This window comes from Mesorhizobium kamtschaticum (assembly GCF_056174585.1).
Window position 1 is genome coordinate 215,158 of record NZ_CM149691.1, and the last position, 20,565, is coordinate 235,722.

Genomic DNA, 20,565 nt, shown 5'->3' on the forward strand with positions numbered 1-20,565 from the left:
GGGGTAAGCTGGCGTCAAGCTGGAACACCCCTCATCCGGCTCGGCGCTGCGCGCCGATCCACCGCCCGGGGCGAGTCACGGGCCTCGCCCGCCCTTCGGGCCCCACAAGGGGAGAAGGGAAAACTAGCCGTGGGCCACCATCACATGCCGCACGGCGGTATAATCCTCCAGCGCGTAAAGCGACATGTCCTTGCCGTAGCCGGACTGTTTCAGCCCGCCATGCGGCATCTCGTTGGTCAGCATGAAGTGGGTGTTGATCCAGGTGCAGCCATATTGCAGGCGGGCCGCCGTCGCCATGGCGCGCGACACGTCCTTGGTCCACACCGATGACGCCAGGCCGTAGTCGCTGTCATTGGCCCATTTGACCGCCTCGTCGACTTCGGTGAAGCGGGTGATCGAGACGACCGGGCCGAAGACTTCGCGGCGTACGATCTCGTCCTCCTGCAAGGCACCGGCAATGACGGTCGGCTGGTAGTAAAAGCCGGAGCCCTCGCCCGGCTTGCCGCCGGTGGTGATCTCGATGTGCTTCAGTTCCGAGGCGCGTTCGACGAAGCTCGACACGCGGTCGCGCTGGCGGCGCGAGATCAGCGGGCCGATCTCGTTCTCGGTGTCGTCCGGCTGGTTGTACTTGATGGTCGAAACCGCCGAAGAGAGATCGGCGACGAGCTTGTCGTAGATCTTCTTGCCGGCATAGATGCGGCAGGCGGCGGTGCAGTCCTGGCCGGCATTGTAGTAGCCGAAGGCGCGCAGGCCGTTGACGACGGCACCGAGATCAGCGTCGTCGAAGACGATGACCGGTGCCTTGCCGCCGAGTTCGAGATGCGTGCGCTTGACCGACTTGGCGGCGGCCTGCAGCACCTTCTTGCCGGTGGCGACATCTCCGGTGATCGAGATCATGTTGATCTTGGGGTGGTTGATCAGCGTGTTGCCGACGCTGTCGCCACGGCCAAGCACGACATTGACGACGCCTTCCGGCAGGGTATCGGCCAGAATCTTGGCCAGCTTCAGCGCCGTCAGCGGCGTCTGCTCCGACGGCTTGAAGACGACGGTGTTGCCGCCGGCGATTGCAGGCGCCAGCTTCCAAGCCATCATCATCAGCGGATAGTTCCACGGCGCGATCGAGGCGACGATGCCGATCGGGTCGCGCCGCACCATCGAGGTGTGGCCGGGCAGGTATTCGCCGGCGACAACGCCCGGCATCGAACGCACTGCGCCGGCGAAGAAGCGGTAGCAGTCGACGATCGCCGGGATCTCGTCATTGAGCACGGCATTGATCGGCTTGCCGCAGTTCAGCGCCTCAAGAGCGGCGAAGTCCTTGGCCTCAGCTTCGATGCGGTCGGCGATCTTCAGGAGGTAGCCGGAGCGCTGCGCGGGCGTGGTGCGCGACCACAAGACGAACGCTTGTTCGGCGGCCAGCACCGCCGCCTCGATCTGCGCCTGGCTGGCCTCGGGCAGGTTGAGAATGGTCGCCCCCGTCTTCGGATTGAGGATCGGCTCTTCGGCTTCTGTGCCCTTCTCGAATTTCGAGCCGATCAGCATCTGGGTGTCCATGGAAGTCTCTCCCTTAACAGGAGCGAGTAGCGAATAGCGAATAGCGAGTAGGGTTTGGCTATCGATTTCCCTATTCGCTATTCGCTACTCCCTATTCGCTGTTTTCATTTTCCACTGCCCGCGATCTGGTCACCGTCGCGGGTCAGGTAATAGGCAAACAGGATCGGCAGCAGCGTCACCAGCACGACGACCATGGCCACGACATTGGTGACCGGACGTTGGCGCGGACGGATCAATTCCTCCAACATCCAGATCGGCACGGTCTGCTGCTGGCCGGCGGTGAAGGTGGTGACGATGACTTCGTCGAAGGACAGAGCGAAAGCCAGCATGCCGCCAGCGAGCAGCGCGGTGGCGATGTTGGGCAGCACGACATGCCGGAAGGTCTGAAAACCGTCAGCGCCGAGATCCATCGAGGCCTCGATCATCGAACCGGAGGTGCGGCGGAAGCGGGCGACCGCATTGTTGTAGACGACGACGACGCAGAAGGTGGCGTGACCGAGCACGATCGTCCAGAACGAGAACGGGATCTCGGCCAGCGAAAAAGCAGAGCGCAGCGCGATGCCGGTGATGATGCCGGGCAGCGCGATCGGCAGGATGACCAGCAGCGAGATGGTTTCGCGGCCGAAGAACTTTGTCCGCGACACCGCCGCTGAACAGAGCGTGCCGAGGATCAGCGCAATCGCCGTCGAGATGGCGGCAACGCGCACCGACAGCGACAGCGCTTCCCAGACGTCAGGCCGGTTCCAGGTGACGGCGAACCATTGCGTGGTCAGCCCCGGCGGCGGCCAGACGAAGCTCTTCTCCTCAGTGGTGAAGGCGTAGACGAAGATCAGCAGGATCGGCAGATGCAGAACAGCAGGCCGCAAGCGGCGGCGATCTTCAGCGAAAGAGGTGCGGACTGGCCGCGGTCAGAGCGCATCGAAGGCCCCCATGCGCTTGGCGCCCCAGAGGTAGAAACCCATGATGACGATGGGCACCACGGTGAAGGCGGCGGCGAGCGGGATGTTGCCGGCGGTGCCTTGCTGCGAATAGACCGCCTGGCCGATGAACAGGCGCGAGGTGCCGATGATCTGCGGGATGATGTAGTCGCCCAATGTCAGCGAGAAGGTGAAGATCGAGCCGGCGACGATGCCGGGCAGTGCCAGCGGGAACAGCACGTTGCGGAAGGTCTGGCCCGGCGAAGCACCGAGATCGGAGGAAGCCTCGACCAGATTGCCGGGCACGCGCTCGAGGGCTGCCTGAACCGGCAGGATCATGAACGGCAGCCAGACATAGACGAAGACGATGAAGGTGCCGGTGAACGACACCGACAGCGAGTTGCCGCCGACGACCGGCAGCGACAGCCAGGCATCGAGCAGCCACAGCAAATGCAGCTTGGCGAGCAGCCAGGTCAAAATGCCTTCCTTGGCGAGGATCAGCTTCCAGGCGTAGATCTTGACCAAATAGCTCGACCACAGCGGCAGCATGACGCCGAGATAGAACAGCGCCTTCCAGCGCCCGCGCGCATAGCGGGCCGCGTAATAAGCGATCGGGAAGGCGACGATGGCCGAGGCCAGCGTGACCAGAGCCGCCATCGTCACCGTGCGCAGGATGATGTCGAGATTGGCGGCTTGCAACAGGTCGCCATAGGTCTTCAGCGTGAACTGACGGTTGATGAGGCCGGAATACTCGTCGATGGAGAAAAGCTCTGCGCCAGCAACGCGAACAGTGAGCCGATATAGACGATGCCGAGCCACAGGACGGGCGGCAGCAGCATGAGCAGCAGCAGGACCTTAGGCTTGCGCCAGAACAGGTCCGACAGCGCACCACGCATGCCGCCGCTGCCGGGCAGGATGGCGGGGGCCGTGGCGCGCGGCATGGTGACGTCGAGGCTCATGCCGGCTCGTCCATCAAATGCAGGTGCTCGCGGTTGAAGGTGAGCACCACCGCCTCGCCTTCCGCCGGCAGGGTCGTGCCGGCCGGCACGATGGCGTGCAGCTTGAGCCCGTCGGCATCGAGCGCCAGCCTGGTGGTCGCGCCGAGATAATTGGTCGAGACGAGGCGCGCGGCGACACCTTCGCCGCTTGCGGCGCGGCCGACGCGAATGGATTCGGGACGCAGGCTGCCCCAGCGATGCTGGCCGGAATAGCGCTGGACGAAGTCCGGCGGCAGCACGTTGGAGGAGCCGACGAAATCGGCGACGAAACGCGTCTTCGGCCGCTGATAAATGTCCTCCGGCGTGCCGATCTGCATGATCCTGCCGTCGTTGAAGACGGCGACGCGGTCGGCCATCGACAGCGCCTCACCCTGGTCGTGGGTGACGAAGACGAAGGTGATGCCGAGCGCCTTCTGCAGCGATTTCAGCTCCTCCTGCATGTTTTCACGCAGCTTGAGGTCGAGCGCGCCGAGCGGCTCGTCAAGCAGCAGCACCTTGGGCTGGTTGACCAGCGCACGGGCGAGCGCAACGCGCTGGCGCTGGCCGCCGGACAACTGGCCGGGGCGGCGGGCGCCATAGCCAGGCAGCCGCACCAGCGACAGCGCCTCTTCCGCCGCCTTGTGCCGCGCGGCCTTGTCGACGCCCTTGACCATCAGCCCGTAGGCGACGTTGTCGAGCACATTGAGATGCGGGAACAGCGCATAGTCCTGGAAGACGGTGTTGACGTTGCGGCGATAGGGCGGCACGCCCTCGGCGCGTTCGCCGAAGATCGAGATCGAACCCGCCGTCGGCTGCTCGAAACCGGCGATCAGGCGCAGACAGGTGGTCTTGCCAGATCCGGACGGCCCGAGCATGGCGAAGAACTCGCCCGACGCAATGTCGAGATCGACCGCGTCGACGGCGCGAACGCTGCCGAAATGGCGCGAGACTTTCTGGAAGGAGACGGCTGAGGTCATGGGCTGTCAGTCTGTTGCCGGTTTATCAAAATCATCCTCAGCTACAAATCTGGCCAGGATCGCGAAATTCGCACACCGCTTCACCTCCCCCTCGATGGGGGAGGTGAAGCCGCGGGTGGGGGTGATAGCGCGGAGCTAGCGGATAGGCCCCACCCCGACGCTGCGTGTCGACCCTCCCCACAAGGGAGAGGGCGATGGCATTACCGTCCGCCGATGACGCCGATATAGTCCGACACCCAGCGGTAATAAGGCACGCACTGGTCGTTCTGGGTGACGCATTTCGAGACCGGCGTCTTCCAGAACTTGATCTTGTCGAAATTGTCGTAGCCGTTGGTCTTGCAGCCTTCCTCGCCGAGCAATTCATTGCCCTTGCAGGCGGCGGGCACGACCGGCAGCGAGCCGAACCAGGCCGAGACATCGCCTTGCACCTTCGGCGACAGCGAATGCTCGAGCCACATATAGGCACAGTTCGGATGAGCCGCGTCGGCTTCCATCATGGTGGTGTCGGCCCAGCCGGTGACGCCTTCTTCCGGCACGGTCGAGGCGACCGGCTTCTTGGCGGCAACCAGCGTGTTGACCTGATACGGCCACGAACCGGAGGCGACGACGCCTTCATTCTGGAAGTCGTCGACCTGGATGGCGGCATCGTGCCAGTAGCGGCCGACCAGGGTACGCTGGACGCGCAGCAGGTCGAGGGCTGCCTTGTACTGGTCCTCGTTCAGTTCGTAGGGGTCCTTGATGCCGAGTTCCGGCTTGTGAAACATCAGGTAATTGGCGGCGTCGGCGATGTGGATCGGGCCGTCATAGGCCTGGACGCGGCCCTTGTTGGACTTGCCATCCGGCAGCTTCATCTCCTCGAAGACGACGTTCCAGCTCTTCGGCGCTTCCTTGAACACTTCGGTGTTGTACATCAGGATGTTGGGACCCCACTGATAGGGGACGCCGTAGTGCACCTTGTCGACGGTGAACCAGGGCGCGTCCTTGAGGCGATCGTCGACCGCCTTCCAGCTCGGAATGAGATCGGTGTTGATCGGCTGCACGCGCTTGCCGGCGACGAGGCGCAGCGAGGCATCGCCCGAAGCCGTGACGAGATCGAAGCCGCCCTCGTTCATCAGCGAGACCATCTCGTCCGAGGTGTTGGCGGTCTTGACGTTGACCTTGCAGCCGCTGTCCTTCTCGAAGGCGGTGACCCAGTCATAGCCCTTGTCGGTCTCGCCGCGCTCGATATAGCCAGGCCAGGCAACGATGTTGACCTGGCCTTCGCCCTTGCCGAGTTCCTTGACCTGGGCGATGGCCTGACCCGAGAAGGTCAGCGCGACCGTAAGCGCAGTGCATGACTTCAGGAATGAATTCATCATCAATCTCCCATTTTGGCGCATGATCCCCGAAACCGCTCCGGCTTTCGCCAGATCACGCGCGGACTGTAAAACTGCCGGTTCGTCCTGTGGACTTGATGTCGCTCTGGTGGCGGCTTTGGTCCCCGGAACGGAAGGTGCTTGGAAAATTCCGGTTTCGCAAATTCATTTATCAGAAAGGCGATATCGGTTTTTCCGATAGATAGACACTCTTCAATCAGGGGCGCTGGCGGACCGTCCGCTGCGACTGGGCAAGGCCGATGAAATCGCGCGCCGCTTGCGGCAGGCCGGAGCCGCGACGCCAGACCATGCCGACCTGTACCACCGGCAAGGAGCCCGAAATATCGCGCGATTCGATGCGGTCGCCTTCCAGCGACCAGGGCCGATAGACAAGGTCGGGCAGCAGCGCCACGCCGGCGCCGGTGGCGACCAGGCTGCGCACCGCTTCCACGGAGCGGGTGCGGAATGCGACATGCGGTTTGGCGCCGATCGCCGTCAGCAGTTTGCCGGTGTTCTCCTCGATCTCGTCGACGGTGAGCATGATCAGCGGCTCGCCAGCAATGTCGCCAATGCTGATGATGTCGGCGCCGGCGAGCGAATGGCCGAGCGGCAGCCACAGACGGTAGGCCGAGACCTCGAGGATTTCCGACTGCAGCGCGGTGCGGTCGCGCAAATTGGAGGTGACCATGACGGCAATGTCGAGCTTGCCGCCGATCAGGAGATGTTCGAGATAATCGCCATTGTCCTCGATGGCCGAGACCTCGACGCCCGGATAGGCGCGGCGGTAGCGGGAAAGCAGATCCGACAGCACGTAGCCGGCGACCAGCGAGGTGACACCGAGCTGCAGCCGACCGCCCGCCACCGCCTGTTCGCCGGAAAAAGAGCGGCGGGCGTCGGACACGTCGGCGAGGATCTTGGTCGCGTGGCGCAGGAACTGATGGCCCTTGTGGGTGATGTTGAGGCCACGCGGATGGCGCTCGAACAGTTCGACGCCGAGATCGCTTTCGAGTTCCTTGATCGCTTCGGTGACCGACGATTGCGAGATGGAAAGGTTTTGCGCCGCGCCCGACACCGTGCCTTGCTCGGCGACGGCGATGAAGAACTGCAACTGGCGGATGGTGAAGGCCATGGCCGGACTAAACACCGGCGGACAAGGGAAGGAAAGCCGATGGCGGAGCTTATCCCATGACTGGTGCTGTGCGCTCAGCCGAGCATCAGCCTGATGCGCCGCCGGCATGCGGGACCATAGCGCAGCGCCAGCATGAAGGCCGTCTCCAGCGCCACCACGATGACAATGATGCGGAAGCCCACAGTGAAGCTATCCTGGCCGCTGCCGTGCAAGAGATAGCCGGTTACGAGAAAGCCGCAGTTCCACAGCGTAGCGCCGAGCAACGTCGCGGCCGCGAAGGGCAGAGCGGGCAGGCAAAGCGCACCGGCCGCTATCGGCAGGTAATTGCGCACGGTCGGGATGAACTGCGCCAGCAAGGACACGCGGACATGATTGCGCCGGTAGGCCTGTCCAAGCTTGCGGTAGGTCGCGGGGCGCAGGAAGACATATCTGCCGGCACGTTCGATCAGCCTGTCGGCACGGTCAAATCCGATCCGGCGGCCGACCCCATACCAGACAAGGCATCCGGAAAAGGAGGCAAGCGTCGTCACCGCCAGCAGGATCGCCAGTGTGGACACATCCGGCGCCGCCGTCATGCCGAGGAACAGCAGCAGCACATGCGAGGGCGGGATAGGCAGGATTTTCTCGGTGAAGGCGAGGCAGAAGACGCCGACCAGCCCTAAGCCGAGAATGGCCGACAATGGACCTGTCATGGGACCTGTCATGCGAAGCGCCAATCATAAGATTCCCAGCGTCTTGATCCTGGCGACGCGATAGACCGTTGCTGGCGGGAAATTGCGAAAGGTATGGCCGACCCGCGTCACCTCGAGATCGAGCCGGTCGAGCAGCGACTGGTCGAACGGGCAGCGCCGGCCGAGCGTGAACTGATAGAGCGCCCCGTCGGGGCGCAGGTTGGCGAAGACACCTTCGAGGATGGCAAGCGTCTTGCGCGGCGAAATCAGGCGGAAGGGTAACCCGCTGACAGCAGCGCCAACCACCGGATTCTGGAATAGCGACAGATGTCGCAGACCGACGGCATCCATTTCGAAAATACGGGCGGCGGGAAAGCGCCGCATGAGCAGTGCCGCAAAATCCGGATCGGATTCGATCAAGGTCAGATCCTCTTCCCTCACCCCGCGTGACAGCAGCGCCCGTGTGAACGGACCGGTTCCGGGACCGAGCTCCAGCACGGGGCCAGACTCGGGACCGATGTCGCGCGTCATCAAGGCCGCCAGGCTGGAACTGGACGGCGTGACGGAGCCGACCCTGAACGGTGCCACGGTCCACGCCATGAGAAAAGACAGAGCGTCATTTGCAGACATAACCAACCTCAATTCCTGACGACAGCACGCCAACCAGTTTGGTGTGGCGTTTAATTTCGTTTCGGCGCCGGACCCGAACCTGTTGCTGCATATCCGGGCCCGACGCCTTGACGCCGGCATGGGCGGTTCCTGCCGACCGGCGCTGTTTGCCGGGACTGGATTGCATAGACATTGCGCAACATCGCTGGCGCAAAGAAAGAACTTGCCGGGCCCGGTCCATTCGGCTTTGCCATGTCTACGCAATGTTGGCGCGGTAGCGCCCGAAGCGATGTGAATACCTGGGGAGTGTGGATGCGTATCTTGCTGGTCGAGGACGAGCCCGAAATGGTCTCGGCGCTGCGTGCAGCACTGAAACGTCACGACATGGTGGTCGATCACGCCGGCACATTGCTGGAGGCGGAGGGCTTCGTTGCCATCGACAGCTACGACGCCATCCTGCTCGACCGCCAGTTGCCCGACGGCGACGGGCTGTCGCTGGTGCCGAGATTGCGCGCTGCGAAGAACACGACGCCCGTTCTGGTGCTGACGGCGAAGGGCGAAACGTCCGACAAGGTCGACGGGCTGGACATGGGCGCGGACGACTATCTGGCAAAGCCGTTCGCCTTCGAGGAATTGCTGGCCCGCTTGCGCGCGCTGCTCAGGCGGCCGGCGCCGATGCAGTCGCAATTCATCCGCGCCGGCGATCTGGTGCTCGATGTCGGACATCGCGAGGCTGCAATCCGCGGCGGGCCGCTCAGCCTGCCGCGCCGCGAACTCTTGGTGCTGGAGGCGCTCATGCGGCGCACCGGCCGCATGGTGCAGCGCGAGGCCTTGATGGAAGCGGTGTTCGGCCTCGACGACGAGATCCAGTCCAACGCGCTTGACACCCATGTGTCACGCCTGCGCCGCAAGCTGGCCGACGCCGATGCCGGGGTGACGATCAACGGCATTCGCGGCGTTGGCTATCTCCTGCGCGAAACGACATGAGCGCCGAGCGATGAGTATCAAGCGCCCGCGTTCGCTCAAATGGAGCCTGGTGCTGCGTATCGCCTTGCTGCAATGCGCCATGCTGACGCTGATCATCGTCGGCATTCTCGGCGCCATGCTGGCCACCGGCCTCATTCCACACGACTATGAAGACGGCACGATGGATGTGCTGGCGGACGCCGTTGCGCGCGATGCGGGCGGCAAGCTCATGCTGCGTGAGACCTCGGATCTAACGAAGCTGCGATCCGATGTCCCCGACCTCTGGTTCATCATCCGCGACAAGCAGGGGCAGCGGCTGCAGGAGGGCACGGTGCCGGCCATCTTCCAGCCCTTTGTCGGGCTGCTGGACACCATCAGCGATGCGCGTATCGACCATACAATCGGGCAAAGCGCGCCGCCGGAGGGGAAGATCCGCTGGACCGACACCGCGGCCGGCAACGTCCAGATGTTCACCGGCACCAAGGGCGGGCTTTCGCTGCTGCGTCTGCTCGGACAGGCGCCGCAATTCTTCCTGCAGGGCATATTGCCGCTGGCCGGACTGATGGCGCTGGCCACGCTGTTTGCGACGCCCTGGGTGGTGCGCGGCGCGCTGTCGGGTCTTGGCCATGCGGCCGCCGAGGCCGAACGCATAGACATCGATCAGCGCGGCGTACAGCTGCCGCTGAAGGACGTGCCGATGGAGGTGACGCCGCTGGTGAAGGCGGTGAACGCCGCCCTTGCGCGGCTCGACAAAGGCTATGAACGCCACAAGCGTTTCCTGACCGACGCCGCCCATGAGTTGAGGACACCGGTCGCCATCCTCAACACACGCCTGGCCTCGTTGCCGGCAACACCCGAGCGGGCCCGGCTGCTGCAGGATGCAGCACGGCTTTCGACGCTGACCGACCAGTTGCTCGACCTGCAACGCCTCGACCGGCAAACCGCATCCTTCGAGAAGGTCGACCTGGTGGCGATCGCGCGCGGCGTCATTGTCGACCTCGCGCCGATGGCGTTCTCGGCCGGGTACGAGATGTCGTTCGAGCCGGAACGGGAAACGGTTTTCGCCAGCGGCGATCGCACCGCGATCGAACGTGCCGTGACCAACATCGTCCAGAACGCCATCGAGCATGGCGGCCGCGCGGGCAAGATCACCGTCGGCGTCATCGCGCCAGCCGTCATCGAGGTGAGGGACGAAGGCGACGGCGTACCGCCAGCCGAGCGCGAACGCATCTTCGAGCCCTTCTATCGGCTGCGTCCACAGGATCATGGCGCCGGGCTTGGCCTCAACCTGGTGCAGGAGATCATGCAACTGCATGGCGGGCGGATCGAGATTTTCGACGGCAAGCCGAGCGGCGCCTGCTTCAGGATGAGTTTTCGCGCCTTGCCGAGATAGGAATTCACCAATCAATGGTGTTCGGCTCAGAACCCGGCTTCGCCGCCGGCGATGCTGAGCCGCGCACCGGCCTGCGCCAGGGCGGCGGCGATGTCATGCGGCGGCGAGCGGTCGGTCGCGAGTTCGGAAAAGTCGTCGAAGCCGCAGACCTGGACCAGGCCCTGGCGGCCGAATTTGGTGTGGTCGGTGATGACAAGCGAGCGCTGGCCGCGCGACAGCACCATGCGGGCGAACTCTGCCTCTTCCAGATCATAATCCATGACACCGGCCACCGCATCGACGGCGCCGGTGGAGATGATGGCATGGCTGACCGAGAAGCGGCTGACGAACTCGATGGCCGAGGTGCCGAACGCAGCGCCCGAATCGCTGCGTAGTTCGCCGCCGGCCATATAGACCTTGTTGCCGTTGATGGTGGCCAGCGTGCGGGCGATGTCAGACGAATTGGTGACGACCGTCAGGCGCCGGTGGCCGAGCAGTTCCCGCGCCAGGAACGAGGTCGTGGTGCCGGTGTCCATCATGACCGATTCGCCGTCGCGGATGGTGGCGGCGACCATGCGGGCAATGACGCGCTTGGCATCGGCATTCTCGCGCATGCGCCGTTCGAACGGCGCTTCGCCGATCATCGACGGCAGGCCGATGGCGCCATGCATCTTCAGAACAGAGCCATCGCTGGTGAGCGGCTTGACGTCGCGACGCACGGTTTCCAGCGAAACACCCAGCCGGTCAGCCAGACTGGCGATGGTGACGGTTCCCTCTTCCTGCAGCAGCCGCAGGATTTCGCCGTGGCGTTTGGAATGGGCCATTTGGTTTCCCGGACTTAGGCTTTTGACCGGTTCTAAGGCAATTCGAGTGCTTTTAAAGGCATTGCCCCTTGCTTTCGGGCAAAACACCCAAAAAAAGTCACATGTTTTCGTTGACAACCGAGCAACCCTGGCGTGAAATCCAGGCATTAACAGGGGTTCGGAGCTGCAAAACGGGAGGGCGATGGCAGAGCCGCAACTCACTAATCAGGCCGTCTTGAACGTGCCTGGCACAAGGAATCTAGAGATCCGCGGGGGCGGATGCCGGGATCGAAAACCTGGCCAAGGGGCTCGTCGGTGCGGTGCGGGATACCAATCCTGGCGTCCCGCACCGACGAGGTTATTTTGTTTCTCCCCGCCGTCGTCGCGCTGTCCATGGCGCCTTGTCGAAGCTCAGCAAACCAGGCCAGCAAACCAGGGATGATTCCGTGATTGCCGAAGATCGCATCCGCGCCCTGCCCTGCTGGACCGGCGCCATCGAGATCGCCCCCCTGCCCGGCGGCCTGAGCAACGCCAATTATGTGGTCAGTGACGCTGCCGGACGGCATGTCGTGCGCTTCGGCCAGGACTATCCCTTCCACCATGTCTTCCGCGAGCGCGAGGTGATGACCGCGCGGGCGGCCCATGCCGCCGGTTTCGCGCCGGCGGTGCATTATTCCGAGCCGGGCATCATGGTGACGGCGTTCCTTGGCGCCAGGACCTATCTGGCCGAGGATGTGCGCGCCAATCTTGGCCGCGTCGCGGCGCTGATGCGCGGCTTCCATCGGGAGATGCCCAACCATATTTCCGGCGCCGGCTTCATGTTCTGGGTGTTCCACGTCATCCGCGACTATGCACGCACGCTTGAAGAGGGCGGCAGCCGCAAACGCAGCGACTTGCCGCGTCTGCTGACGCTGGCCGACGAATTGGAGCGGGCGCAGAAATTGCTGCCGATCGTCTTTGGCCACAATGATCTTTTGCCGGCCAATATCCTCGACGACGGCAACAGGTTGTGGCTGATCGATTTCGAATATGCCGGCTTCAACACGGCGATGTTCGACCTTGCCGGCGTCGCCTCGAATGCCGGCATGAGCGATGCCGAATCCTTCGCCTTCCTGACCGCCTATTTCATGAAGGAGCCGGACGAGGCGATCCGCCGCTCGCATGCCGCCATGCAATGCGCCTCGCTGTTGCGCGAGGCGATGTGGAGCATGGTGTCGGAACTCTATCTCGACGCGCCCGGCATCGACTACGTCGCCTACACCGAGGAAAACCTGGTGCGGCTCGACGCGGCGCTGGAAAACTACCGGACAAAATACGGGATCCTGAAATCATGACCTTGCCCAGCCAGGCCGCGGTCGTCGTCATCGGCGGCGGCATAATCGGCTGTTCGACAGCCTATCATCTGGCGCGCGACCACAAGGCCGACGTCGTGCTGCTCGAACAGGGCAAGCTGACCTCCGGCTCGACCTGGCATGCTGCCGGCCTGGTCGGGCAATTGCGCTCGTCGGCCTCGATCACCCGCGTGCTCAAATACTCGGTCGACCTCTACAAGGGGCTGGAGGCCGAAACTGGCCTTGCCACCAGCTGGAAGATGACCGGCTGCCTGCGGCTTGCCACCAATGCCGACCGCTGGACGGAGTACAAGAGGCTGGCGACGACGGCGAAAAGCTTCGGCATGGACATGCATCTTTTGTCCCCGGCGGAGGTCAAGGCAATGTGGCCGCTGATGGAGACCGGCGACCTCGTCGGCGCCTCCTGGCTGCCGACCGACGGCCAGGCGAGCCCCTCCGACATCACCCAGTCGCTGGCCAAGGGCGCGCGCATGCATGGCGCCAGGCTGTTCGAGGATGTCCGCGTCACCGGCTTCGAGATGAGGGAGGGCCGCATCACGGCGGTGAAGACCAACCAGGGCGACATCGCCTGCGACAAGGTGGTGAACTGCGCCGGACAATGGGCGCGGCAGGTCGGCGCCATGGCCGGCATCAACGTGCCGCTGCAACCAGTGAAGCACCAGTACATCATCACCGAGAAGATCGATGGCCTGGCGACCGATGCGCCGACGCTGCGCGACCCCGACCGGCGCACCTACTTCAAGGAAGAGGTCGGCGGGCTGGTGATGGGCGGCTATGAGCCGAACCCGCAGGCGTGGACGACCGGCCTCCCCGGGGGTGACGTGCCCAACGACTGGGAATTCCGTCTGTTCGACGACGATTACGACCATTTCGAGCAGCACATGACGCAGGCGATCGCGCGGGTGCCGGCGCTGGAAACCGTCGGCGTCAAGCAGATGATCAACGGACCGGAAAGCTTTACGCCGGACGGCAATTTCATCCTCGGCACCGCGCCCGAATGCGCCAACATGTTCGTCGGCGCCGGCTTCAATGCCTTCGGCATCGCCTCGGGCGGCGGCGCCGGCTGGGTTCTGGCGCAGTGGGTGGTCGATGGCGAGGCGCCGCTCGACCTGTGGGTGGTCGACATCAGGCGCTTTTCCAACCTGCACCGCGACCGGCAATGGGTGCGCGAACGCACGCTGGAAGCCTATGGCAAGCATTACACGATCGGCTTCCCGCACGAGGAGTATACCTCAGGCCGGCCGCGCATCGTCTCGCCGCTTTACAACAGGCTGAAGCAGCAGCGCGCCGTGTTCGGCTCGAAGCTCGGCTGGGAGCGGCCGAACTGGTTCGCACCGGAAGGCGTCGAGCCGCAGGACATCTATTCGATGGGACGGCAGAACTGGTTCGCGGCGGTCGGCGACGAACACCGGCATGTGCGCGAGCATGTCGGCATCTTCGACCAGTCGTCCTTCGCCAAATACGAGTTGAGCGGGCGCGGCGCAGCCAAGGCACTGGACTGGATCTGCGCCAACGATGTCAGCAAGCCGGTCGGCCGGCTGACCTATACGCAGCTTCTCAACACACGCGGCGGCATCGAGGCCGACCTGACCGTGGCGCGGCTGGCCGAGGACAAATTCTACATCGTCACCGGCACCGGCTTCCGCACGCATGATGCCTCGTGGATCAGCGACCATATCGGCGAGGGCCTCGACGCCAGGCTGACCGACGTCACCGAGGATTTCGGCACGCTGTCGCTGATGGGTCCGCGCGCCCGTGATGTGCTCTCCGATGTGACCGAGGCCGATGTGTCGAACGCCGGCTTCCCGTTCGGCCATGTGCGCGAGATCACCATAGCCGGCCACACAATTCGGGCGCTGCGCGTCACCTATGTCGGCGAACTCGGCTGGGAACTGCATGTGCCGATCGCGGCGACAGGCGAAGTCTTCGACGCGCTGATGGCGGCCGGCAAGACGCCCGGCATCCGCCCGGTCGGCTACCGGGCGCTGGAATCGCTCCGCTTGGAAAAGGGCTATCGCGCCTGGGGCTCCGACATCACACCCAACGACACACCGCAGGAGGCCGGGCTCGGCTGGGCGGTCAAGTTGCGCAAGAACACCGATTTTGTCGGACGGCGCGCGCTCGAGAAGGCAGACGGCACGCCGTTGAAGAAGCGCTTTGCCGGCTTCACAGTCGACAATCCCGAAATCGTGCTGCTTGGCCGCGAGACCATCCTGCGCAATGGCGAGCCGGTCGGCTATCTCACCAGCGGTGGCTATGGCTATACGCTGGGCAGGAACATCGGCTACGGCTATGTGCGCAACGCTGACGGGGTGAGCGACGATTTTCTCGTCGCGGGCGACTATGAGCTGGTGGTCGCGATGGAGCGGACGCCAGCCAAAATCCATCTCGAGCCGATGTACGATCCGGCAGCGGAGAGGGTGAAAGCCTAGTTCACCCGCAGGGCGAGACCACGGCTGGGAACGGTGTCAGCTTCGCCCGGCATGGAGACGTAAGGGCGCGTTTCCTCGATGCGGGTAACGACGTCTTTCGCCTCGAGTTCGGCGATGCGGGCAGCAAAGCCGGCTTCCCACAGCGTGTTCTTGACCGTCAGCACGATCACCCCGCCCGGCCGGCAGATGCGGATCAGCTCGTCCAGCCCTTCAACGCCGACATGGCCCGAGGTGAAGACGCCGGCCGAAACGATTCCGGCAAAGGCATCGTCGGCAAAGGGCAATGGCCCACCCATCGCCAGGCAATGCAGCGCGGAATAGACGCCCTTGCGGGCGGCCTGATCCAGCATACCTTGCGAGATGTCCAGCGCCTCGACTTGCGGATAGCCGGTAATATCAAGCCATTCGCCGATGAGCCCGGTGCCGGCGCCGGCATCGAGCAACGGTGCCGCGCCGCGCTGCAAATGGCGGGCGAGCAAAGCAAGGCAGATCGTCGGATGACGATAGCCGGCGGCCGACATGTCGGCGTCGTAGGTCTGAGACCAACGATCATAGAGGGCGGCCACTTCCTCTGGCCGCTTCGCCGCGTAGGCTGCGCTGAGCGCGCCCAGGTGTTTACCGTCCGTCATCGCTGCTTTGTCGCCTGATCGAGTTGCCTTCGATCGGATGATAGCCAAACGGCGAAAATTGTGGAACCGTTGCGGCGAGAAATAACGGCGTGGGGGCGCGGGCACAGTGACAGACGAGGCGCGGGCAAAACTGGCCGCCATTCCGATGCTGGCCGGCTACACCGGACCACTGGAACGGCTCGGCGGCCTCACCAACCTCGTTTTCAGGGCCGGCGATCTCTGCCTGCGCATTCCAGGCAAAGGCACCGAGGAATACATCAACCGCGCCAATGAAACGGTGGCCGCGCGCGAAGCGGCTAAAGCCGGCGTCAGCCCGGAAGTGCTGCATGCCGACGCCGGCACCGGCGTGATGGTGACGCGCTTCATCGCCGGCGCCGTGACGATGTCGCCGGAGAAATTCAGGGAACGACCGGGCAGCCCGGCCCGCGCCGGCGAAGCCTTCCGCAAGCTGCACGCGTCCGGCGCGGTGTTCCCTTTCCGCTTCGAATTGTTCGCGATGATCGACGACTATCTCAAGGTGCTGTCGACAAAGGACGTCACCCTGCCAGCCGGCTATCACGACGTGGTGCGCGAGGCCGACAGTGTGCGCTCGGCGCTGGCCGCCCATCCGCTCCCCCTCGCTGCCTGCCATTGCGATCCCCTTTGCGAAAACTTTCTCGATACGGGCGAGCGGATGTGGATCGTCGACTGGGAATATTCGGGGATGAATGACCCGCTGTGGGATCTCGGCGACCTCAGCGTGGAAGGCAAATTCGATGCGAACCAGGACGAGGAGCTGATGCGTGCCTATTTCGGCGGCGAGGCGCGGCCGGCCGAGCGCGGCCGGGTCGTCATCTACAAGGCAATGTGCGACCTGTTGTGGACGCTATGGGGATTGATCCAGCTCGCCAACAACAACCCGGTCGACGATTTTCGCGCCTATGCCGACGGCCGCTTCGCCCGCTGCAAGGCATTGATGGAGGCCCCGGAATTTTCCCGGCACCTGGCGGCTGTGCGTTTGGGGTAGAGCAATTCCATGTGACAGCGGCTTTGGCGTTCCCGCGATTCTATCAAGCGCCCAAATGCCTGTTGTCGCGTCTACCTGAAAACCCTCTCTATTTCACTCAACGTCACTGTATCGTCAGACTTTTTGCAATACCAAATGATCAGCGCGATGGTGCCGATGGGAAACAATCCCACCAGGAGCTGATGCCAACCGCTTCGGTTGATGTCATGCAGCCGGCGGGTGGTCATGGCCAGTGTCGGCAGAAGGGCGGCCAGATTCCATATCGATGAGATAATTTCATTCTTCACAACGGCATCAACTATGACGAGAATGACGCCGACAATGAAAAGGAAGAGGTAGGAATACCAGAACTCCGAGCGACTGGCCCTGCCGGAAAAATTCACATAATTTCGAAAGAAACTTGAAACGGCTTCACTAAAACTCATCGGAGGCGGCATTTCTCCGAAGCGATTGCCGCCAGCTGGCGCTGCTCTTAGAACAAACACCAATGGCAAGCCGATCAGGACTAGAACGATCAGCCAATGCCATATAGAGAAACTGCCCATTATCCCCCCTCTATCTCAGTCTTTCCGGAGATATTGATCTTGCCTCTCCCGGCCAAGAATCAATCCGGTATTACGCCCAAAAAACAACGTACACAGCAAAATATCGATGTAAATACCGGACTTTTTGGCCGGAAACCCAGGCAATTCTGGGTGATAGCCTTCAGCTGCTAAGCGCGTCGCTTCGTGTGAAGCGCTGTATGCTTTCTTTGGATGCAGTCGCGGACCGAAAGCGATTTCACACTTTCCTGGAACTGCCTTAATTGACGCCCTTCGGCACGTTTTCGGGCGGCACCGTGGTGTCGACCACCTTCTGGCGATGGAAGATGAACAGGCCGGCCAGGACGATGATGCCGGAGCCGATCAAGATGCGTGGACCCGGAACGTCGCCGAAGAACACGAGCCCGAACACAACGGCCCATAGGAGCAGCGTGTAATGCAGCGGCGCCAGCGTCGAGGCCGGCGCCAGCTTGAGCGCCCTGGTGATCATCAGATGGGCGCTGCAGGAGACGATGCCGAGCAGCAGCATGGCACCGAGATCGAGTGCCGAAGGCGTCTGCCAGGCGCCGATGGTCAAGACGCCGCCGACCAGCAGCGTGCCAATCGTCTGCCATGTCACCAGATTGGTGTCGCTGGTACCGCGCAGCCGCCGGTTGAGGATGATGGCGAAGGCAAAGGCGAGGCTGCCAACGAGCGCGAAGCTCGACGACAGCGAGAATGCCGCGGAGGATGGCTTCAGCATGATCACCACGCCGCAGAAGCCGAGCAGGATCGCCACCCAGCGGCGCCAGCCGACCTTTTCGCCAAGCAGGAAATGCGACAGCGCCGCCACATAGATCGGGCCGGCCATGTAGAAGCTCATCACATCGGCGAGCGGCAGATAGACGACGGCTGCGTAGAACAAAGCGGTGTCCAGCGTCGTCGCCACCACGCGCAGGATCTGCAGCCCGGGGCGCTCCATCTGGAACAGTCTGCCGGCGCCCTGGTTGGCGATCATCGGACCGAGCACGATAAAGGCGCCAATCGAGCGGATCAGCACGACCTGGCCGACGGAGAAGCTGGCGACCAGCCACTTGCCCATCGCATCGTTCAACGCAAACAGGAAGTCGCCGGCCAGCATCAGCAGAATGCCGGCCAGAAGAACGTTCCTGATTGTGGAATTATGGATGGCAGGCTGCACCATGGCCGGTATCAAATCCTCCCGGACGGTGGCTCGGGTTGTGCGCGTGTTAAAGCGCAATCATTCGTTTGACGAGGAGATTTACCGCCAGAGCTGGGGCCACAGTCGCAAATTCGCTATACCTAACGCATTGCCTAAGTCTCTCGCCGGGTTGGTGGCGACCCATCATACGAGGGCGCAAGCTCGCGAATGCGCCATTGCTGGTAGATGAAAAACAGCGCGAACAGGGCAATCGCAACGGCAATCCCAATTGTCAGGGCGCCGACAATTCCGATCCCCATCCATCGACTCATCAAGGTAATGCCGGCGCCGGCAACCATGGCGTTTACCGTAGCGATCATCATGGCTGCGGTCGTCAGATAGCCGGAAAGCGCACCTATCCTCAGCGCAGGCTCCGCTTTGCCTTCTGGCCAGCGTCCGTGTTCGGCAGCGAAATAGGCGTCTGCTTGCGGGCCAAGCGTTCGATAGAAGGAGCGGATCCGGGCGATTGCGATGTGCGCCTGCATGTTCTCCACGGCAATGTCGACCATCCTCAGCGTGGTGAGGACTCCAAGCAGGAAAATGACCGGCAGAACCGTCGCCACGAACGGCAGGAACGCCAGCGTCGAATTGGCGGCAAAGCCCATCGCCACCAGCGAACTGGACAGCGCCATGACATAGATGGTGGCGCGCGACCCGGCTTCGTTGATTGTCGTGCTGATAGCCGTCTGCATCACGAAGTGCTCGGTCGTTATCGCCGACATGAGTGCCGGGTTTGGTTCCGTCACATTCTTCTCGTCGCTCACGACCACACCTCGAAGGCAGTTATCGGACTCGCGGCGCGACATGCCGGCGGTTGACGGAGGCGGGTCGGCCATCGATGGAAAGCCTCGTATCCTGCCTCGTCCGTTCCGCCACCACCTTGCCCCTGGCGATGACGCAAATGCGCTCGGCGCGCAGGCGCAGGGCCTCGATCGGAGTGCCGGCGTCGAGAACGACAAGGCTGGCGCGCTTGCCGACGGCCAGGCCCAGATGATCGAGCCCCATGATGGCGGCATTGACGTTGGTGACCATGTCGAAGCAGCGCGCCATGTCGGCCGGGCTCGACATCTGGGCGACGTGCAGGCCCATGAAGGCGACGTCGAGCATGTCGGCGGTGCCCAGCGAATACCAGGGATCGAGCACGCAATCCTGGCCCCAGCCGACGCGGATGCCGAGCGCCTGCATTTCCTTGACACGGGTCATGCCACGCCGCTTCGGGAAGCTGTCATGACGGCCCTGCAGCATGATGTTGATCAGCGGGTTGGGGATGGCTGAAACACCGGCCTCGGCGATCAGCGGCAGCAGTTTCGAAACGTAGTAATTGTCCATCGAGTGCATGGAAGTGAGATGCGACCCGGCCGCCCTGCCTTGCAGGCCCAGGCGCTGCGTTTCATAGGCCAGTTGCTCGATGTGGCGCGACAGCGGGTCGTCGGTCTCGTCGCAATGCAGGTCGACCATCAGGCCGCGTTTTGCCGCGATCTCACAAAGCTCGGTCACCGAGCGCGTGCCGTCGGCCATGGTGCGCTCGAAATGTGGAATGCCGCCGACAACATCGACGCCCATGTCCAGCGCGCGAATGGTGTTTTCGCGCGCCTTCGGCGAGCGATAGAAACCGTCCTGCGGGAAAGCCACGAGTTGCAGGTCGATATAGGGCGCGATCGTTTTCTTGACGTCGAGCAGGGCCTCGACCGCCAGCAAACGGTCATCACAGACATCGACATGGGTGCGGATGGCCAGCAGGCCCATCGACACCGCCCAGTCGCAATAGGCGAGCGCGCGATCGCGCACCGCCTCATGCGTCAAGAGCGGCTTCAGTTCGCCCCATAGCGCAATGCCTTCGAGCAGCGTGCCCGAAGCATTGATGCGCGGAATGCCGTAGGACAGCGTCGCGTCCATGTGGAAGTGCGGATCGACGAAAGGCGCTGAGACCAGATTGCCACGGGCATCGACCTCGGTCCGCGCGGAACCCGGCAGTGTCGGTTCGATCGCCGCGATCGTCTCGCCGCTGATGCCGATGTCGGCAATCCCGCCATCCGGCAGCGTGCCGCCCCGAACGATAAGGTCGAAATCCATCTG

At 63.3% G+C, this 20,565-nt stretch carries 17 protein-coding genes and 2 pseudogenes; 5 read left to right on the top strand and 14 right to left on the bottom strand.

Annotated features, from left to right (window positions below; all coding sequences use genetic code 11):
- Positions 1 to 123 precede the first annotated feature (123 nt).
- From AC0V7N_RS01025 to AC0V7N_RS01060, 8 genes and pseudogenes are all read right to left on the bottom strand, one after another.
- Positions 124 to 1,551, bottom strand: a complete 1,428-nt coding sequence (locus tag AC0V7N_RS01025) for a gamma-aminobutyraldehyde dehydrogenase (RefSeq protein ID WP_475453914.1) — start codon at positions 1,549 to 1,551, stop codon at positions 124 to 126.
- 104 nt (positions 1,552 to 1,655) lie between these two features.
- A pseudogene (locus tag AC0V7N_RS01030) lies at positions 1,656 to 2,470 on the bottom strand (ABC transporter permease).
- Positions 2,460 to 3,409 (bottom strand): annotated as a pseudogene (locus tag AC0V7N_RS01035) (ABC transporter permease). Before AC0V7N_RS01035 ends, AC0V7N_RS01030 begins: the two co-directional pseudogenes overlap by 11 nt.
- A gap of 14 nt (positions 3,410 to 3,423) precedes the next feature.
- Positions 3,424 to 4,422: an ABC transporter ATP-binding protein gene (locus AC0V7N_RS01040; protein WP_475453916.1), complete on the bottom strand. Its 999-nt coding sequence runs from the start codon at positions 4,420 to 4,422 to the stop codon at positions 3,424 to 3,426.
- A gap of 200 nt (positions 4,423 to 4,622) precedes the next feature.
- Entirely contained in the window at positions 4,623 to 5,777 is a 1,155-nt protein-coding gene (locus tag AC0V7N_RS01045; protein ID WP_475453918.1) for an ABC transporter substrate-binding protein, read from the bottom strand.
- A 217-nt stretch (positions 5,778 to 5,994) separates the two neighbouring features.
- Positions 5,995 to 6,906: a LysR family transcriptional regulator gene (locus AC0V7N_RS01050; protein ID WP_115141086.1), complete on the bottom strand. Its 912-nt coding sequence runs from the start codon at positions 6,904 to 6,906 to the stop codon at positions 5,995 to 5,997.
- A 74-nt stretch (positions 6,907 to 6,980) separates the two neighbouring features.
- Complete coding sequence (locus AC0V7N_RS01055; RefSeq protein ID WP_475453920.1) at positions 6,981 to 7,598, bottom strand: DedA family protein; 618 nt, start codon at positions 7,596 to 7,598, stop codon at positions 6,981 to 6,983.
- Positions 7,599 to 7,622: 24 nt separating this feature from the next.
- The gene (locus AC0V7N_RS01060) at positions 7,623 to 8,165 is read right to left on the bottom strand and encodes a class I SAM-dependent methyltransferase (RefSeq protein WP_496627654.1); all 543 of its coding nucleotides are present in this window, start codon (positions 8,163 to 8,165) and stop codon (positions 7,623 to 7,625) included.
- A gap of 333 nt (positions 8,166 to 8,498) precedes the next feature.
- Between AC0V7N_RS01060 and AC0V7N_RS01065 the strand changes: the two genes are divergently transcribed.
- Positions 8,499 to 9,173: a response regulator transcription factor gene (locus tag AC0V7N_RS01065; RefSeq protein ID WP_475453924.1), complete on the top strand. Its 675-nt coding sequence runs from the start codon at positions 8,499 to 8,501 to the stop codon at positions 9,171 to 9,173.
- Positions 9,174 to 9,183: 10 nt separating this feature from the next.
- The gene (locus AC0V7N_RS01070; RefSeq protein ID WP_475453926.1) at positions 9,184 to 10,545 is read left to right on the top strand and encodes a sensor histidine kinase; all 1,362 of its coding nucleotides are present in this window, start codon (positions 9,184 to 9,186) and stop codon (positions 10,543 to 10,545) included.
- A 26-nt stretch (positions 10,546 to 10,571) separates the two neighbouring features.
- Here the strand turns inward: AC0V7N_RS01070 and AC0V7N_RS01075 are convergent, their stop codons facing one another.
- Positions 10,572 to 11,348: a DeoR/GlpR family DNA-binding transcription regulator gene (locus AC0V7N_RS01075; protein ID WP_475453928.1), complete on the bottom strand. Its 777-nt coding sequence runs from the start codon at positions 11,346 to 11,348 to the stop codon at positions 10,572 to 10,574.
- A 425-nt stretch (positions 11,349 to 11,773) separates the two neighbouring features.
- Between AC0V7N_RS01075 and AC0V7N_RS01080 the strand changes: the two genes are divergently transcribed.
- Both AC0V7N_RS01080 and AC0V7N_RS01085 read left to right on the top strand, forming a co-directional pair.
- Positions 11,774 to 12,661, top strand: coding sequence for a phosphotransferase (locus AC0V7N_RS01080; protein ID WP_475453929.1), 888 nt, complete (start codon positions 11,774 to 11,776; stop codon positions 12,659 to 12,661).
- Positions 12,658 to 15,111 carry a GcvT family protein gene (locus AC0V7N_RS01085; protein ID WP_475453931.1) on the top strand — a complete coding sequence of 818 codons (2,454 nt, stop codon included), beginning with the start codon at positions 12,658 to 12,660 and terminating at the stop codon, positions 15,109 to 15,111. The genes AC0V7N_RS01080 and AC0V7N_RS01085 overlap by 4 nt, the downstream gene beginning before the upstream one ends.
- On the opposite strand, the gene AC0V7N_RS01090 is transcribed toward AC0V7N_RS01085, so the two are convergent.
- Positions 15,108 to 15,740, bottom strand: coding sequence for a methyltransferase domain-containing protein (locus AC0V7N_RS01090; protein WP_496627655.1), 633 nt, complete (start codon positions 15,738 to 15,740; stop codon positions 15,108 to 15,110). The two genes, AC0V7N_RS01085 and AC0V7N_RS01090, sit on opposite strands and share 4 nt — an antisense overlap.
- A 145-nt stretch (positions 15,741 to 15,885) precedes the next feature.
- Between AC0V7N_RS01090 and AC0V7N_RS01095 the strand changes: the two genes are divergently transcribed.
- Entirely contained in the window at positions 15,886 to 16,746 is an 861-nt protein-coding gene (locus tag AC0V7N_RS01095; RefSeq protein ID WP_475460150.1) for a phosphotransferase, read from the top strand.
- 71 nt (positions 16,747 to 16,817) lie between these two features.
- Here AC0V7N_RS01095 and AC0V7N_RS01100 read toward each other — a convergent pair whose 3' ends face one another.
- The 4 genes from AC0V7N_RS01100 to AC0V7N_RS01115 all read right to left on the bottom strand — a co-directional run bounded on the left by AC0V7N_RS01100 (position 16,818) and on the right by AC0V7N_RS01115 (position 20,562).
- Positions 16,818 to 17,291, bottom strand: coding sequence for a DUF805 domain-containing protein (locus AC0V7N_RS01100; RefSeq protein ID WP_096458435.1), 474 nt, complete (start codon positions 17,289 to 17,291; stop codon positions 16,818 to 16,820).
- A gap of 256 nt (positions 17,292 to 17,547) precedes the next feature.
- Entirely contained in the window at positions 17,548 to 18,471 is a 924-nt protein-coding gene (locus AC0V7N_RS01105) for a DMT family transporter (protein ID WP_475453935.1), read from the bottom strand.
- 131 nt (positions 18,472 to 18,602) lie between these two features.
- Complete coding sequence (locus tag AC0V7N_RS01110) at positions 18,603 to 19,295, bottom strand: hypothetical protein (protein ID WP_496627656.1); 693 nt, start codon at positions 19,293 to 19,295, stop codon at positions 18,603 to 18,605.
- A complete protein-coding gene (locus tag AC0V7N_RS01115; protein ID WP_475453939.1) occupies positions 19,273 to 20,562 on the bottom strand; it encodes an amidohydrolase family protein in 1,290 nt (429 codons plus the stop codon). Before AC0V7N_RS01115 ends, AC0V7N_RS01110 begins: the two co-directional genes overlap by 23 nt.
- Between the last annotated feature and the right edge of the window lie 3 nt (positions 20,563 to 20,565).

Excerpts from the sequence above, each read along its gene's own strand:
- AC0V7N_RS01025 (WP_475453914.1), bottom strand. The coding sequence starts at position 1,551 with ATGGACACCCAGATGCTGATCGGCTCGAAATTCGAGAAGGGCACAGAA.
- AC0V7N_RS01040 (WP_475453916.1), bottom strand. The coding sequence starts at position 4,422 with ATGACCTCAGCCGTCTCCTTCCAGAAAGTCTCGCGCCATTTCGGCAGC.
- AC0V7N_RS01045 (WP_475453918.1), bottom strand. The coding sequence starts at position 5,777 with ATGAATTCATTCCTGAAGTCATGCACTGCGCTTACGGTCGCGCTGACC.
- AC0V7N_RS01050 (WP_115141086.1), bottom strand. The coding sequence starts at position 6,906 with ATGGCCTTCACCATCCGCCAGTTGCAGTTCTTCATCGCCGTCGCCGAG.
- AC0V7N_RS01055 (WP_475453920.1), bottom strand. The coding sequence starts at position 7,598 with ATGACAGGTCCATTGTCGGCCATTCTCGGCTTAGGGCTGGTCGGCGTC.
- AC0V7N_RS01065 (WP_475453924.1), top strand. The coding sequence starts at position 8,499 with ATGCGTATCTTGCTGGTCGAGGACGAGCCCGAAATGGTCTCGGCGCTG.
- AC0V7N_RS01070 (WP_475453926.1), top strand. The coding sequence starts at position 9,184 with ATGAGTATCAAGCGCCCGCGTTCGCTCAAATGGAGCCTGGTGCTGCGT.
- AC0V7N_RS01075 (WP_475453928.1), bottom strand. The coding sequence starts at position 11,348 with ATGGCCCATTCCAAACGCCACGGCGAAATCCTGCGGCTGCTGCAGGAA.
- AC0V7N_RS01085 (WP_475453931.1), top strand. The coding sequence starts at position 12,658 with ATGACCTTGCCCAGCCAGGCCGCGGTCGTCGTCATCGGCGGCGGCATA.
- AC0V7N_RS01090 (WP_496627655.1), bottom strand. The coding sequence starts at position 15,740 with ATGACGGACGGTAAACACCTGGGCGCGCTCAGCGCAGCCTACGCGGCG.
- AC0V7N_RS01095 (WP_475460150.1), top strand. The coding sequence starts at position 15,886 with ATGCTGGCCGGCTACACCGGACCACTGGAACGGCTCGGCGGCCTCACC.
- AC0V7N_RS01100 (WP_096458435.1), bottom strand. The coding sequence starts at position 17,291 with ATGGGCAGTTTCTCTATATGGCATTGGCTGATCGTTCTAGTCCTGATC.
- AC0V7N_RS01105 (WP_475453935.1), bottom strand. The coding sequence starts at position 18,471 with ATGGTGCAGCCTGCCATCCATAATTCCACAATCAGGAACGTTCTTCTG.
- AC0V7N_RS01110 (WP_496627656.1), bottom strand. The coding sequence starts at position 19,295 with ATGTCGCGCCGCGAGTCCGATAACTGCCTTCGAGGTGTGGTCGTGAGC.
- AC0V7N_RS01115 (WP_475453939.1), bottom strand. The coding sequence starts at position 20,562 with ATGGATTTCGACCTTATCGTTCGGGGCGGCACGCTGCCGGATGGCGGG.